Raw genomic sequence first — 14,922 nt, forward strand, 5'->3', positions numbered from 1 at the left:
TTTTTCAACCAACAAGACGGATGCACTCAAAGGCAAAAGTAGCATTTTTCAGCCTCCTCTCGATAGTTTTACTATCGGGGTGTTTCAGCATTCTTTCCCTCAAAGAAAACGAGTACATACTGTATGCCCAAGAAATAAAAACGGATTCTTTAGATAGTGACTTGTTGGAGCCATACTTGATGCAACGTCCCAACCGGAAAGTCTTTGGCTTCATGCCCTATGTGGAAATCTACTATTTAGGAAAGCAGTTTTTCAAGCCCGGACGCATCGAAAAACAAATAGATGAAACCAAACAGAAGTATCAGCAAAAAATAGAAAAATACGTAGGCAATAATGCCAAGGTAAACAAGCTGATTTACAAGAGAGATAAAAAAATAAAGAAGCTGGAAACCAAACTCAAAGAAGGTAATTTCCTTATGCGTGTGGTGGGTGAGCCACCGGTGATTTTAAACCAAAGCAAGAGTTATGAGTCGATACGCAACCTGCGGGAGTTTTTGCATACCAAGGGCTTTTTTGATGCGGAAGTAGCGCTTAAAATAGATACTATTTCCAAACAAGGACGATTAGCCAAGGCTACCTACATTATCCATGAGCACGTCCCCTACCGGATAGACAGTGTTGCCGTTATCACCGCACAAACTGACCTTGATAGTCTCCTGCCGCCTTTTATTAGGCGTCAGTCGAGGCAAATGGTCCACTACGATCGCGACTATTTGGATAAAATACGGGCAGACATAGAAACCTATATGCGTGAGAAAGGCTATTTCCGCTTTACGCGCGAATATGTAAGTATTGAAGTGGATACTTCTCAAATGCAAAAGAAGGCAGATATCCGTTTTGTGGTAAATGCCCCCAGCAGAATCGATACCAATAAAGTGAATGTTCAAAGCTTGGGTAAAGAAATAGACCAAATTGCGCCTGATAATTTACAAGGGAAGCATTTGCGCTATCAGCTAACAGCCCCCTATTTTTTGGTTATTCCATCGAATGGAGGCACAAACCGCATTGACACATCACAAGCCCGGCAATTTCAAACATATGATGGCAAGCACATTCGTGTTTACTTGGCAGACAGGAATTTCAATCCTGATATTTTAGCACAGCAAATTCATTTCCATGAGGGGGACTGGTTTCAGGAGTCAAGCATAAGAAAAACGCAGCAGTCACTTTCAACGCTTGACATGTTTAAATTCATCAATATTAACTTAAAGGACAACCGTTCTACCAAGCTGACGCCCGTTATCAGTGCTGCCCCTATGGAGAAGTTTTCCTTCACCAGTGAAACAGGTTTAAACGTGGTACAAGGGCTGCCGGGACCTTTCGTGAATTTTAGCCTAAAAAACAGGAATCCGTTTGGGGGAATGGAAATATTTGAGAATAGTTTCCGTTTTGCCATCGACGGCCAAACCAGCCTTACCGACCAGTCACAAATATATTCTACTACCGAGGTAAACTACAGTAGCTCACTCACCATTCCCCACTTTATCTTGCCCAAGAAGTGGCAATATAAATTCCTGCACAAGCAACCAAAGACAATACTTGGCTTGTCTTTTAACTTCACCAACCGGCCGGAGTATACCCGGCGTAATTCCAACTTCTATATCAAATACCAATGGCGAAAGCTTCCCCATTACCGCTATGAATTTTCGCCTCTCGATATAAACATTGTAAATACAGACCGCACCGCTGCACTTGACGCCTTCTTGGAGCAGTTGTCATCGCCAACAATACAGCAGAGCTTTCAAAATGCTTTCATTACCAGCTCTTATGGCAGCTGGACGTACAACGATATATCAACTAATAATGTCATTTCACGCTTTGTGCGCTTTTATGGCGAATCGGGCGGCGCTGTTTTAAACTTTTTTAATGAAAAAATACTGAATGCAGACAACACGCTTTTCGGTTTAAACTATTTTAAATATTTGAAGTTTTACACAGACCTTCGTTATCATTATCCACTATCTAAAGAATCAACACTTGCTATGAAGTTTTTGGGCGGTGCTGCATGGCCCTATGGCAACTCCTCAACTATTCCTTATGAGAAGTTCTTTTTTGCAGGTGGCAGCAATAGTATCCGGGCATGGCCACCCCGGCGTTTAGGTCCCGGAAGTTACGACCATATAGATGATAGTGGCAACGTATCATATAGATTCGAACAACCCGGCAATATCATATTGGAAGGAAGTGTTGAATATAGGTTCAAAATCTGGTGGATTATCAACGGCGCCTTGTTTGTTGATATGGGCAATGTATGGACACTAAGCAAAGATACAGACCGGCCGGGAGGGCAATTTACCAACAAATTTTGGCGGGAAGTAGCCGTTGGTACCGGCTTTGGGTTGCGTTTCGATTTTACTTTTCTGTTACTTCGCTTGGATTTGGGAATCAAGGCGGTGGATCCTGCGCAGCCACAGGGTAGCAGGTGGGTACTCAATAACATATCAATCAATAAACCTTTTAGCGGTAGTAATGCAGCCTTGCTAAACATAGGTATTGGATATCCATTTTAAATTTTTATAAAGAGGTAAAAAATATCAACTTTTATGATTAAGCTAACCAAAGAGTCAATTGCTGAATGGTTCAAAGATTTGCAAGACCACATATGTCAGGAGCTGGAAGCCCTGGATGGAAAAGAAAAATTTATGGAAGAGCTTTGGGAGCGTCCCGGCGGGGGTGGCGGCAGAACAAGAGTGATACAGAACGGCAAGCTGATAGAAAAAGGCGGCGTTAATTTCTCGGAGGTATATGGCGCTACGCCCGCTCCTCTCGTGCAGAAAGGCGTCTTACCCGAAGGCGAATTCTTTGCCACAGGCGTATCGATTGTATTGCACCCATTCAACCCATGGGTCCCTATTATTCACATGAATGTGCGCTATTTTGAGGCAAGCAATGGACAATATTGGTTTGGTGGAGGTATAGATGCTACCCCCCATTACATTGACAAAACCGACGCAGCTGCTTTTCATAAACTTCTTAAAGATTGCTGCGATAAACACAATAACAATTATTATGTTAAGTTTAAAGAGTGGGCAGATAACTATTTCTTTATACCTCACAGGCAAGAAACACGCGGAATTGGGGGTATATTTTTCGACCGCTTGACTGAAGATAACAGTATGCAAAAAGATGATATATTCAACTTTGTAAAAGATGTAGGGCTTAGTTTTATCCCTGCCTACAAGTTGCTTATATCAAGTAAAAAAGACAAACCCTTTAATGAAAAACAAAAAGAATGGCAGCTTGTTCGCAGAAGCCGGTATGCTGAATTCAATCTTGTATATGATGCAGGTACAAAATTTGGGCTTGAAACTCAAGGGCGCATAGAATCCATTCTTATGAGCATGCCTCCGCTGGCTGCGTGGAAATACAATTACCAGCCGGCGCCCGGTTCCCCGGAAGCAGAAACATTATCGCTCTTGAAGAAAGGGATAGACTGGATATCGTTTGCATCTTAAAACCAAAGCATGGGGACTTCCCCATGCTTTATTGGTATCCTTTTACAAGGCGCTGCACATATTTTCCTATAATATCAAACTCTATATTGACCTGGTCACCTTCGGAAAGGAAACAAAAGTTTGTGTGCTCGTATGTATATGGAATAATAGCTACGGAAAATATACCATCTTCTGAATCAACAACTGTCAAGCTGACACCATTTACGGTAATCGAGCCCTTAGGTACTGTAATTCCTTTTTCGGGCGGATATTTAAAGAAAAAGCGCCAACTCCCCTGCTCTTTTATTTTTTCTATGCAGGTAGCTGTAGTATCTACATGCCCTTGAACTATATGACCATCGAAGCGTCCATGAACAGGCAAACAACGTTCCAAATTAACATTATACCCCACCTTCCAGCGGCTCAATGTGGTTTTATCAAGTGTTTCTTTAATTGCCTCTACCTTATAGGTATTATTATCAACTTCTATAACGGTTAAACAAACTCCATCATGCGCAACGCTTTGGTCTATTTTCAACTCTTTTGCAAAAGGGGCTTCTATTGTAAATATGCGGTTATTTTCTCTTGTATCTACTGATGTAACTTTGCCGATTGCTTCTACAATGCCTGTAAACATACTCAAAGATATATTTTGGTGATTTAAGGTCACAAAGTAGTATTTTTGTTCTATTAAAAAAAGCGAGGCATCACCTTATATTTGCTTATGTATAAAGACGAATATAGACATAAAGGCATGCGCCGGCAGCTGGTAAATAAGCTACGGCAAAAAGGTATCAAGGATGAACGCGTCCTGCAAGCTATTGAGCTCATCCCCCGGCATTGGTTTTTAGATTCAGCTTTTCTTGAGCATGCCTATCAAGACAAAGCGTTTCCCATAGATGAAGGGCAAACCATTTCACAGCCTTATACCGTGGCTTATCAAACCGAGCTGCTACAAGTAACACCGGGCATGCGAGTACTGGAAATAGGAACCGGTTCCGGCTATCAGGCTTGTATCTTGGCAGCCATGGGCGCTAAAGTGTTCACCATAGAGTATCACGACAAACTATTCAAAAAAGCCAAGCAAATGTTTACGCTGATGGGGCTTGAAAAACATATTCAAGCGTTTTGCGGAGATGGAAGCAAAGGCTTGCCCCAATGTGCACCTTTCGACAGAATACTTATCACTGCTGCAGCTCCCGGTATTCCAAAGGAGCTAAAGAATCAATTGGCTATTGGGGGACGCTTGGTGGCACCTGTAGGCGACCAACGTACACAACGCATGCACTGTATTGTACGCAAAAGTGAGGATACATTCGAGGAAATCGTAGGGGATTTCTTTAAATTTGTACCTCTGTTAGGAAAATATGGATGGAAAAAATAAACATTCAATGGCAAGAAAAGCAAAACCGGCAAAAGAGTCCCTTACTACCATGACAGAAATGGTACTGCCCAACGATACCAACACTTTGGGCAACCTTATGGGAGGGCGTTTAATGTATTTCATGGATATTGCTGCTGCTATAGCTGCGCAAAAGCATTCAAACCGTATAGTAGTAACTGCCTCTGTTGATAATGTCTCTTTTAGACACCCCATTAAACTTGGAAACGTTGTTACTATCAAGGCACAAGTAACGCGCGCATTCAACTCATCCATGGAAGTTCATTTAGAGGTATGGGCAGAAGACATACCTGCTCAAACAAAACACAAGACCAATGAGGCCTTCTATACTTTTGTTGCAGTGGACCAAACGGGGCGCCCGATAGATGTTCCCGAGGTGATTCCTGAAACAGAGGAAGAAAAGCGCTTGTATGAAAGTGCCATACACCGCCGTGAACTTCGTCTGATACTCAGTGGCAGAATGCAAATACAAGATGCTACCGAGCTAAAGGAGCTGCTTTCGAAAAACCTGTATCCTACCACAGAGTAAAATGGCAGAAGAAAAAGCCTGGCTGCAATTCATATTCGACGATGCCCCACTCTACTTAATTAAAAACAGAGTGCAGTTAAGTAGTATCGTCTCTTTTGAAAAACCTTTGATATTGATAGGCAAGCGCGAAGATCTGTCAATCACTGACAAAGGCAGTCTTTTTATTACAAAAGTCATACAAGCCATGGGGCAACTGCTTCCCCATGGCTTAGGGCAAAATGAAGTGACTTTTTTATATATGGAAGACCTTCCGGAAGAAAGCATCTACGACCTGCACAACCGCTGGAGTATATTTTTCGGAATTGCTCCCCCAACAGCTTTTTTCTAATTTATCTGCACCTTCAAAGTATAAAATACAAAAAGACTCTGTTGCCTTTTTATGGGCAGATACGCTGACCGACATACGAGACGATGAAACAAAAAAGCGCCTTTTTTGGAAGGCGCTTAAGGAATTGCTGAAATAAATTTACTTACCAAGCAATTCTTGGAGTTTAGCTTCGAGAGCTGGTCCCCGTAGTCCTTTGGCAATAATGACGCCATCCGGGTCTATAAGATAAGTCATCGGTATGGCGTTCACATTGTAAAGGCGTGCCGCTTCATTTTGCCATCCTTTAAGGTCCGAAACATGAATCCATGTAAGCCGGTCCTTTTCTATAGCCTTCAACCATGCTTCTTTGTCCTCATCAAGAGATACGCCCAATATCTCAAATCCCTTATCTTTGTACTTATTGTATAAAGCAACCACCTGAGGATTTTCCTTCCTGCATGGTCCGCACCAGCTTGCCCAAAAGTCAACGAGCACATATTTGCCGCGTAGTTTCGACAAACTAAAAGGAGTGCCGTCGGCTTGAGGCAAGGAGAAATCAGGAGCCATGCTTCCTTCCTCCGGTCCTGCACTCTGCACATCTTCAGACAGGCTCACTTGGGACATGTAGTCTATAAAACGCTTCACTGCCGAAGGCATGGGTTTGCCCTGATATGCTTTCTGCATTTTTTCTGCCAACTCCTTTAAAAAAGTGCCATCATCCACCATATTAAGCAAGCTGGCAGCATAAATTACTGACACAGAAGGTATAAGGGTATTGATAAGCGCTTTGGTTTTTTCAACCGATGTATAATAGGACTTCCGGAAAACTTCTTCCAAAGCTGCTTTTCGTTCTTCATCTCCCGCTTGTTCTGCTTGAATGTATTCTCTTTGCAAAGAATCGTTTACCATATTAAAATCCCGCAGGATAGCAAGAAACTGAGCAATCTCCCGGTTGACCTTCGAGCCCTCTACCAAATCATATTTGGCAATGGGCGAATAGATATCTATTTTTTGCAGGTGCAAAGAGCTGTCAACATAAATAGGAATACTGTTGTTGTTTTCGAAGCGAATTCTTCCAAATTCATTGGCCGGTTCCACCTCGAACGAGAACTGCCCTTTTTCATTGATTTGTGCAGTATCTATCGTCTTGTATTCATTTTCCTTAACCACATCCAGAAATACCTGGTGTAGTGTGTCTTGTGATGAGCCTGTGAACACCTCACCTTTTATTTGAATTTGGTTTTGCTTTCCTTCTTGGGAAGAACAAGCTACAAGCCCACCCAATAAGGCGTAAATGGCTATGTTTTTTACTTTACTTAACATAATATTTTTTATTTAGAATTCTATAAACGTTCCAACTCTTCTTGCAATAAACGTGTGGCCAACTTGGGGTCTGCCTTACCTTGGGTAGCACGCATCACCTGCCCCATAAACATGCCCAAGAGTCCCTTTTTGCCATTTTTATACTCTTCCACCTTATCGGGGAAGCGGGCAATCACCTCTTTTACAATCCCCAGCAGTTCGTCTGTATTGGTATTTACAATTAACTGATGTTGTTGCGCCAAAGCTTCGGGCTCAATGTCCGGATTTTCAAGCATCAGCGGATACAACTGCTTGGATGCAATGTTGTGTGTAATTTTCCCTTCGGCAATCAGGTTGACCAAATCGGCAATGGCCTTTGGCTTCAAAGGAAATTCATCAATGGTATAAGCCAGTTCGTTGAGATATGCCTTGACCTGCACACTTATCCAGTTGGCTACTGCCTTGTACTCTTTGGTGTATTGACAAGCTTCGTCATAATAGAGTGCAATGTCCCGCTCTGAGGTCAACACTTCGGCATCGTACTCCGACAAGCCGTATTCCTTGGTAAACTTATCGAACAGCTCCCAAGGCAGTGGGGGCATCTCTGCCTGTATGCGTTCTATCCACTCCTGTGTGACATATACGGGGGTCAGGTCGGGCTCGGGGAAGTAGCGGTAATCATTCAGCGATTCTTTTGTACGCAGGCTGTACGTTTGTCCTGTCTCGGCATTGAACATGCGTGTTTCCTGCACAAAGGACTCGCCACGCTCTATAAGTTCTGCCTGTCTTACAATCTCAAACTCTATGGCTCTTTTTACGTTGCCAAAAGAGTTTAGGTTTTTCACTTCTACACGTGTACCGAAGCGCTCACTTCCCCGGGGGCGGATAGATACGTTTACATCGCAGCGAAGTGAACCTTCCTCCATATTGCCATCGCATATGTCCAGATAGCGAACCAATTTTCTTATTTCCACCAAGTAGGCATAGGCTTCATCGGCACTACGTATATCAGGCTCACTCACGATTTCAATCAGAGGAACACCGGCACGGTTGAAATCCACAAAGCTCTCCTCCTCCCCTTCTATGTGCATCGATTTTCCGGCGTCTTCCTCTATATGAATACGCGTAATGCCAATAGCTTTGGTTGTTCCGTCCGGCAGCTTGATATGAATGGCACCTCCCCGGCAGATAGGGGTTTTGTCTTGTGATATTTGATAGCCCTTAGGCAAATCGGGGTAGAAATAGTTTTTTCTATCGAAGAAGTTATATTCAGTGATTTGGCTACCACAAGCCAGCCCCATTTTGATTGCGAAATCGAAAGTGCGTTTGTTTACTTTTGGAAGCACGCCCGGATGCGCCAATGTAACTACACTAACACTTGTGTTGGGCAATGCGCCGTAAACAGCTTCTTCCGGTGCAAAGGCTTTGCTGCGTGTTTTGAGCTGGGCGTGCACCTCAAGCCCTATGACCGGTTCATATTTTTTTAGTACTTCCTCTAATTTCATCATTTCAAACAATATTTTTATCTACTTCAATAAATCTTTAGCTTTTTGAATGGCGCGGTCCAAGCCTTCTTTTTTCGAACCGCCGGCGGTAGCAAAGAAAGGTTGCCCACCACCACCGCCATTAATCTCTTTGGCTGCTTCTTTTACTACATTTCCGGCATGCCATCCTTTTTCTTTCACCAAAGAGTCGGAAAGCATGATGGCCAATTGAGCTTTCTCGCCTACTTCTGCTCCCAATATCAGCACCAAGTTTTGCACTTGGTTGCGCAGCTCAAATGCCAGTTGTTTCAAAGCGTTTCCATCGGGAAGTGCTACTTTATCCACTATATAGTGGACACCATCAACTTCTCGCTTTTTCTCTAAAAGCGTTTTCTTGATAGCGCTTACTTTCTCTGCCTTGAGTCGCTCAATTTCCTTGCTCAAGCTTTGCTTTTCTGAAATCAATTGCTCGATAGATTTTTTCAGGTCTTTAGCTTTGAGCATGTGCTTGCTTTCTTGCACCAGGTCAATATGCCGGCGTGCATACTCCACAGCTTTTGCGCCGGTATAAGCCTCAATGCGTCGTACACCGGCAGCTACCGAGCTTTCCGAAGCTATGACGAAATAACCAATTTCGCCGGTGGCACGCACATGAGTTCCGCCGCACAGTTCCCTTGAGTAGTTTTCATCGAAAGTAATCACGCGTACATACTCTCCGTATTTTTCCCCAAACAGAGCCGTGGCGCCCATTTCCAGCGCTTCTTGGATAGGCACGCTTCTGCGTTCATCAAGTGCAATGTTTTCTCTTATTTTTTCATTTACTATTTTTTCAATAGTTATAATTTCTTCTTGCGTAAGTGCCGAGAAATGGGAAAAGTCGAAACGCAAGACCTCGTCCGAAACCAAAGAGCCCCGTTGAGCCACATGGTCGCCCAGCACCTTTTTAAGCGCCGCATGCAACAAGTGGGTGGCTGAGTGGTTGCGTTGTGCAGCCAGGCGTTTTTCTTTATTCACCTCTAACAAAAATATTTTATCGGCAAGCCCATCTACCAAGAGCCAACGCTCATCGGTGGTAAAATGCACAATGAGGTCATTCTCCTTCTTAGTATCTACGATGGGAATTTGCACATCGCTTCCCAGTATGCGTACTACACCACGGTCACCGACCTGTCCTCCTCCTTCAGGGTAAAAGGGCGTTCTATTAAATACAAGCTGATAAAATGTTTTTTTGCCTTCTTTTACCTTTCTGTATTTTAGCAATTTGGCTTCGCAAGAAAGCGTGTCATATCCCACAAACTCCACTTCATTATCTGAATGAAGCACAACCCAGTCGCCGGTTTCCAGCGCGGTAGCACTTCTTGAACGTTCTTTTTGCTTCTGCATTTCACTTTCAAACCCTTCCATATCTACCCGGAAGCCGCGTTCGCGAGCAATCAGGGCGGTAAGGTCAATGGGGAAGCCAAAGGTATCGTATAATTCAAAAGCTGTTTTTCTGTCTATTACTTGTTTTTCGGCATGTGCTTCAAAGTATTGCTCCAGTCGTTTAAGCCCTGTATCCAAAGTGCGAAGGAAAGAGCGCTCCTCCTCCCTGATGACATTACTTACAAAGTCTTTTTGCTGTTTCACTTCGGAGAACACATCTTCAAACATGTTGGCAAGGATATCGACCAGCTCGAAGAGGAACGGCTCTTGGAAACCAAGGAAGGTATAGCCGTAGCGTACGGCGCGTCGCAAGATGCGACGTATCACATAACCGGCGCCTGTGCTGCCGGGCAGCTGCCCATCGGCAATGGTGAATGTAATGGCGCGCACATGGTCAGCAATCACACGCAGTGCTACATCTGTTTTGCTGTTATCGCCATAATGCACCCCGGCTTTTTGTGCTACAGCTTTGATGATGGGTTGAAACAGGTCTGTGTCGTAGTTCGACTTTTTGCCTTGCACCACCATACACAGGCGTTCGAAACCCATGCCCGTATCGATATGTTTGGCCGGCAAGGGGCGCAGGCTGCCATCGCTCATGCGCTCGTATTGCATGAATACCAGGTTCCATATCTCTATCACCAACGGATGGTCTTTGTTGACTAACTCCCGGCCCGGCAATTGTGCAATTTCCGCTTCATCGCGCAAGTCTATATGTATTTCGGAACAAGGACCACAAGGACCGGTATCGCCCATTTCCCAAAAGTTATCTTTTTTAGAGCCGTACAAAATGCGGTCTTCGGGCACAATGCGAAGCCACAAAGCCTTGGCTTCTTCGTCTGCTTCCAACCCTTCCTCTGCATCACCTCCAAAAACAGTTACGTATAAGCGTTCTTTAGGCAAGCCGTAAACCTCGGTAAGCAGCTCCCATGCCCACTCAATGGCTTCTTTCTTGAAATAATCGCCAAAAGACCAGTTGCCAAGCATTTCAAAAAAAGTGTGGTGGTAAGTGTCATGCCCCACATCTTCAAGGTCATTATGCTTACCCGTAACACGTAAGCATTTTTGAGTGTCGGCAATACGGGGTGCCGGCGGTTTCTTATTACCTAAAAAGTAGTCTTTAAATTGTGCCATGCCCGAGTTCATAAACATCAAGGTGGGGTCATCTTTCATGACAATGGGCGCAGAGGGCACAATCAAATGACCTTTCGACTCAAAAAATTTCAAAAACTTATCTCTGATTTCGTTGGCATTCATCATTGTTTCACTCAATTAAAAGTTGAATATGCAAATTTAGCAGCTTTCAACGAAAGCACAATTTTTATGTAAAATTAGCGAATAAAGCACCCATCCCCAACCGTCTGCTCGCGGTTGCGTATTTAATAATGGCTGCTATCCTTGGTCTCAGTGTAATATTTTGTTACATTTGCGATAGTGTAGATTAACAGAAAATGGCTTTATGGCAAAGATTAAATATTATTATGACACCCGCACCTGCAAGTATGAACGTGTAAGAACAAGACCAATTGACTATATTCTGAATGCTTTGGGATTTTTAGCCCTTGCTTTTGTATTTGGTATTGTAATATCCATTTTCTATAGCAAGTACTACAAAACCAGTCGGGAAGCCCGCCTGGAGCAAGAAAACGAAGAGCTGCGTGTGCAGTTCGAAGTGTTACAGAAGGAAGTGGAACAATTGCACAAAGTACTGGCGAGCCTCGAAGAGCGGGATAATAAAATATATCGCGTAATTTTTGCGGCGGACCCGATCCCCTCTACCGTGCGGCAAGCAGGCTTCGGAGGTACCGATCGCTATAAAGCACTTTTTAGCCGCCAGTCCTCCACCACCGAAACAGTGGTAGAACTGCGCAAGAAGGTAGATCGGCTTAAAAGGATGGTGTACATACAAAGCAAATCTTATGATGAGCTGGTGAAGCTGGCCAAAGAGAAAGACAAAATGTTGGCTCATATACCGGCCATACAACCCTTATCGAACAAACAGCTGACGCGCCTGAGCTCCGGCTTTGGTTATCGTTACCATCCTATTTATAGAGTTCGCCAGTTCCATGGCGGCATTGACTTTGCTGCACCTACCGGTACGCCTATTTATGCTACAGCTGACGGCGTTGTATCCGTGGTAAGAAGCTCATACGGGGGGTATGGCAAAGAGGTGCGTATAGATCATGGTTATGGTTATGTCACTCTTTACGCACACATGTCGCGCTTCAATGTAAAGCCGGGACAAAAAGTAAAACGAGGACAGTGTATCGGATATGTAGGAAGCACGGGCCTGTCCACGGCGCCCCATCTGCACTATGAGGTGCACTATAAAGGGGAGCGTGTAAACCCGGTTTACTATTTCTTTAGCGAGCTAAGTGACGAAGAATACAATAAAATTTTAGAACTTGCATCCATAGAAAATCAATCTTTGGAATAAGCAAGTTCTATATGCAAAACACAACATCTTCTGCCCGCAACCGGAAAGTTAGCTTACAGGCGGCCACAGCAGTAGTGGTTGCCAACATGATTGGCACCGGTGTTTTTACCAGCTTGGGATACCAGGCCCAACAGACACCATCGGCGTTCCCTATTTTAATGCTATGGTTAACAGGAGGTGTCATTGCTTTGTGTGGTGCGCTTTCTTACGGCGAATTGGCAAGCCGCTTTCCGCGTTCCGGTGGTGAGTATCATTATCTTTCCCGTATTTATCATCCCGTAGTGGGTTTTTTATCCGGCTGGGTCTCCATGACTGTAGGCTTTGCCGCACCGGTTGCCTTGAGTGCCATGGCTTTTGGCAGTTACTTTTTCAGTGTTTTCCCTTGGGCAAGCATTCAATCCTATGCGGTAACGATACTTGTACTTGTTACGCTTGTGCATTTACAAAGCGTGCGAATGAGCGGCATCTTTCAAAAATACTCTACTGCCATCAAGGTGGCATTTCTGTTGTTTTTCATAATAGCCGGCCTGTGGCTGGCTCCTGCACCGGTCACCCATACGCTAAAAGTAAAAGCAGGCGACTGGGATTTGATTTTTAGTGGTGGATTCGCCATATCCCTTGCTTTCGTTTCTTTTGCCTATTCAGGCTGGAATGCCAGTGCTTATATAGCCAATGAAATAGACAAGCCGCAAATCAACGTATCACGCTCTTTATTCATAGGCGCCGGCCTGGTGGCCACACTGTATCTATTGCTGCATATCGTTTTCTTGACAACACTTGACTTAGAAGAATTGGCAAGCATACAAGCGGCCAGTGCGCAGCCCGTAGATGTAGGCTATCTGTCGGCAAAAGCTTTTTTGGGTGAAACAGCAAGTAAAGTCATGGCTTTTATGATAGCCGTTCTTTTAATTTCATCTATCAGCGCCATGACATGGGCAGGTCCAAGAGTTTCACAAGTCATTGGCGAGGATTTAAAGCTGTTCCGCTTCTTTGCGAAAAAGAACAAGGGAGGCGTACCTGTTTATGCTATTCTTTTTCAATCTACTATCGCTTTGATATTGATTCTTTCTACTTCCTTCGAATCCATCCTCTATGCTATAGCCTTTATTTTAGATACCTTTACTTTCCTGACAGTGCTGGGCTTATTCGTTGCCAGAAGGAAAAATATTTATGAACAACCGCCGACATACAAAACATGGAGCTATCCGCTCGTTCCTGTCGTATTTCTTGCCGGAACGGCATGGACAATGTATTTTTTACTTATGAGCCGCACTTATGAGTCTATGGCTTCATTATTGTGGCTATTGATTGGTTATGTTGTTTATTGGTTTAGTAAAAACAAAAAATTATGATTAAAAAATATACCTATCTTTTATTTTTGTTAGTGGGAACACTGCTTTCATGCAGTGAGCCGCAAGAGAATGAAGAAAAGAAAAAAGGCAGCCGTACGGACTCTTTGAAAAAAGAGTTGCAAGAAGCAGAAACGGTAGAAAACACTTATTACGACGATTTGGCTTCTGTCATGGCCGGCACGCCCCCCGCCACCGATACGTTTTCAACGCTTGTCCAATCAAAAGCATGGCAGAGCTACAGCCAAAATATTCAAAAAACATGGCAAAATAAAAGCAGCAAATTTGATATTTTAAAAGCATGGGCATTACAGGAGCTCGCAGAGCCCAACAAGATAGATGGTGGGTGTTTTTATCCTTTTGCCGGTGCTGATATTCTTCATACGGCACTCTTTTTCCCTGATTTTAAAAGCTATTATCTGATAGGTCTTGAACCGGTGGGCTCCTTACCTCCCCTTTTGCAAATGTCCGAAGAGGAACTCAATGAGTATTTTGCATCCTTAGAAAAATCAATGTATCACATTTTAAACCTCAGCTTCTTCCGGACGCTTAGCATGAAAGTGGATTTAACGGGTAAGCGAGCCGAAGAACTCAACGGCACCATTCACCTGCTGTTGGTCTTTCTAAAACAACTCGACTATAAAATTATAGACATACAACCGATGGCTTTTGATGTCAGCGGTAAGCTTGTGCCTGTTGACACATTGAGCAAACAGGCCGTGCGCATTGTGTTTTCACCTCACGAAAACCCAGAGTCTGCGAAAGAACTCTATTATTTCTCAGCCGATCTTTCAGACGCCCACTTCGATGAACAAAATCATCTTTATCAATGGTTGCAGAACCAACCTATCTCGACTACTTTTATTAAGTCGGCTTCATACCTGATGCATAAAAACTACTTTTCACACATACGCAGCTTCATTTTAAATAAGTCGCGCTTTGTGCTTCAAGATGATTCAGGCATACCGCTCCGCTTCTTCAATGATGGCAACTGGCATATTCAACTCTACGGAAATTACACCCGTCCCATTGCGTTGTTTAAAGATTGGTATCAAAAAGATCTTTACGATTTATACCGGCATGAAAACATAAAACCTTTGCCTTTTGGTATTGGATACAAATACCGAAAGGGCGAATCGACACTCATGCTTATGAAGAAGAAAAAATAACAAAACTTGTATTGCAAAGCTCACGTATAATAGGGGGAGGTGATTCCTTCCCCTTAAAATTTTATCGCTCAAAAACTTGTTATTACA

General features: G+C 43.6%; 12 protein-coding genes. 8 read left to right on the top strand and 4 right to left on the bottom strand.

What is annotated here, in order from left to right:
- The first annotated feature begins 20 nt into the window (after window positions 1-20).
- Together QVE43_RS01855 and hemF are read left to right on the top strand one after the other, a co-directional pair.
- Window positions 21-2,510: a BamA/TamA family outer membrane protein gene (locus QVE43_RS01855; RefSeq protein ID WP_288004029.1), complete on the top strand. Its 2,490-nt coding sequence runs from the start codon at window positions 21-23 to the stop codon at window positions 2,508-2,510.
- Window positions 2,511-2,543: 33 nt separating this feature from the next.
- Window positions 2,544-3,455 (top strand): oxygen-dependent coproporphyrinogen oxidase, encoded by a 912-nt coding sequence (hemF, locus tag QVE43_RS01860; RefSeq protein ID WP_288004030.1) that lies wholly within the window; start codon window positions 2,544-2,546, stop codon window positions 3,453-3,455.
- 28 nt (window positions 3,456-3,483) lie between these two features.
- Here hemF and QVE43_RS01865 read toward each other — a convergent pair whose 3' ends face one another.
- Window positions 3,484-4,071, bottom strand: coding sequence for a riboflavin synthase (locus QVE43_RS01865; RefSeq protein ID WP_288004031.1), 588 nt, complete (start codon window positions 4,069-4,071; stop codon window positions 3,484-3,486).
- Window positions 4,072-4,158: 87 nt separating this feature from the next.
- Here QVE43_RS01865 and QVE43_RS01870 point away from each other — a divergent pair, with 87 nt between their 5' ends.
- From QVE43_RS01870 to QVE43_RS01880, 3 genes are read left to right on the top strand one after another with little or no spacing between them, the layout of a single operon-like run.
- Window positions 4,159-4,818, top strand: a complete 660-nt coding sequence (locus QVE43_RS01870; protein ID WP_288004032.1) for a protein-L-isoaspartate(D-aspartate) O-methyltransferase — start codon at window positions 4,159-4,161, stop codon at window positions 4,816-4,818.
- Window positions 4,819-4,825: 7 nt separating this feature from the next.
- Window positions 4,826-5,365 carry an acyl-CoA thioesterase gene (locus QVE43_RS01875; protein WP_038029817.1) on the top strand — a complete coding sequence of 180 codons (540 nt, stop codon included), beginning with the start codon at window positions 4,826-4,828 and terminating at the stop codon, window positions 5,363-5,365.
- 1 nt (window position 5,366) lies between these two features.
- Window positions 5,367-5,693 carry a hypothetical protein gene (locus QVE43_RS01880; RefSeq protein ID WP_288004033.1) on the top strand — a complete coding sequence of 109 codons (327 nt, stop codon included), beginning with the start codon at window positions 5,367-5,369 and terminating at the stop codon, window positions 5,691-5,693.
- A 138-nt stretch (window positions 5,694-5,831) separates the two neighbouring features.
- Here QVE43_RS01880 and QVE43_RS01885 read toward each other — a convergent pair whose 3' ends face one another.
- The 3 genes from QVE43_RS01885 to alaS are packed head-to-tail and all read right to left on the bottom strand — an operon-like array spanning window position 5,832 to window position 11,137.
- Window positions 5,832-6,995 carry a peroxiredoxin gene (locus QVE43_RS01885; RefSeq protein ID WP_288004034.1) on the bottom strand — a complete coding sequence of 388 codons (1,164 nt, stop codon included), beginning with the start codon at window positions 6,993-6,995 and terminating at the stop codon, window positions 5,832-5,834.
- A 20-nt stretch (window positions 6,996-7,015) separates the two neighbouring features.
- Entirely contained in the window at window positions 7,016-8,482 is a 1,467-nt protein-coding gene (gene gatB / locus QVE43_RS01890) for an Asp-tRNA(Asn)/Glu-tRNA(Gln) amidotransferase subunit GatB (protein ID WP_374758336.1), read from the bottom strand.
- A gap of 18 nt (window positions 8,483-8,500) precedes the next feature.
- Window positions 8,501-11,137, bottom strand: a complete 2,637-nt coding sequence (gene alaS / locus QVE43_RS01895) for an alanine--tRNA ligase (RefSeq protein WP_288004801.1) — start codon at window positions 11,135-11,137, stop codon at window positions 8,501-8,503.
- Window positions 11,138-11,339: 202 nt separating this feature from the next.
- Between alaS and QVE43_RS01900 the strand changes: the two genes are divergently transcribed.
- The 3 genes from QVE43_RS01900 to QVE43_RS01910 are packed head-to-tail and all read left to right on the top strand — an operon-like array spanning window position 11,340 to window position 14,835.
- A complete protein-coding gene (locus tag QVE43_RS01900) occupies window positions 11,340-12,317 on the top strand; it encodes a peptidoglycan DD-metalloendopeptidase family protein (RefSeq protein ID WP_288004035.1) in 978 nt (325 codons plus the stop codon).
- A gap of 11 nt (window positions 12,318-12,328) precedes the next feature.
- Window positions 12,329-13,669 carry an APC family permease gene (locus tag QVE43_RS01905; protein WP_288004036.1) on the top strand — a complete coding sequence of 447 codons (1,341 nt, stop codon included), beginning with the start codon at window positions 12,329-12,331 and terminating at the stop codon, window positions 13,667-13,669.
- Window positions 13,666-14,835 carry a hypothetical protein gene (locus QVE43_RS01910; RefSeq protein WP_288004037.1) on the top strand — a complete coding sequence of 390 codons (1,170 nt, stop codon included), beginning with the start codon at window positions 13,666-13,668 and terminating at the stop codon, window positions 14,833-14,835. The genes QVE43_RS01905 and QVE43_RS01910 overlap by 4 nt, the downstream gene beginning before the upstream one ends.
- The last annotated feature ends 87 nt before the right edge of the window (window positions 14,836-14,922 follow it).

The sequence above is a fragment of the Thermonema sp. genome (assembly GCF_026003375.1).
GTDB classification, from domain to species: domain Bacteria; phylum Bacteroidota; class Bacteroidia; order Cytophagales; family Thermonemataceae; genus Thermonema; species Thermonema rossianum.

Coding starts and splice junctions, on each gene's coding strand:
- QVE43_RS01855 (WP_288004029.1), top strand. CDS start 21: ATGCACTCAAAGGCAAAAGTAGCATTTTTCAGCCTCCTCTCGATAGTT.
- hemF (WP_288004030.1), top strand. CDS start 2,544: ATGATTAAGCTAACCAAAGAGTCAATTGCTGAATGGTTCAAAGATTTG.
- QVE43_RS01865 (WP_288004031.1), bottom strand. CDS start 4,071: ATGTTTACAGGCATTGTAGAAGCAATCGGCAAAGTTACATCAGTAGAT.
- QVE43_RS01870 (WP_288004032.1), top strand. CDS start 4,159: ATGTATAAAGACGAATATAGACATAAAGGCATGCGCCGGCAGCTGGTA.
- QVE43_RS01875 (WP_038029817.1), top strand. CDS start 4,826: ATGGCAAGAAAAGCAAAACCGGCAAAAGAGTCCCTTACTACCATGACA.
- QVE43_RS01880 (WP_288004033.1), top strand. CDS start 5,367: ATGGCAGAAGAAAAAGCCTGGCTGCAATTCATATTCGACGATGCCCCA.
- QVE43_RS01885 (WP_288004034.1), bottom strand. CDS start 6,995: ATGTTAAGTAAAGTAAAAAACATAGCCATTTACGCCTTATTGGGTGGG.
- gatB (WP_374758336.1), bottom strand. CDS start 8,482: ATGATGAAATTAGAGGAAGTACTAAAAAAATATGAACCGGTCATAGGG.
- alaS (WP_288004801.1), bottom strand. CDS start 11,137: ATGAATGCCAACGAAATCAGAGATAAGTTTTTGAAATTTTTTGAGTCG.
- QVE43_RS01900 (WP_288004035.1), top strand. CDS start 11,340: ATGGCAAAGATTAAATATTATTATGACACCCGCACCTGCAAGTATGAA.
- QVE43_RS01905 (WP_288004036.1), top strand. CDS start 12,329: ATGCAAAACACAACATCTTCTGCCCGCAACCGGAAAGTTAGCTTACAG.
- QVE43_RS01910 (WP_288004037.1), top strand. CDS start 13,666: ATGATTAAAAAATATACCTATCTTTTATTTTTGTTAGTGGGAACACTG.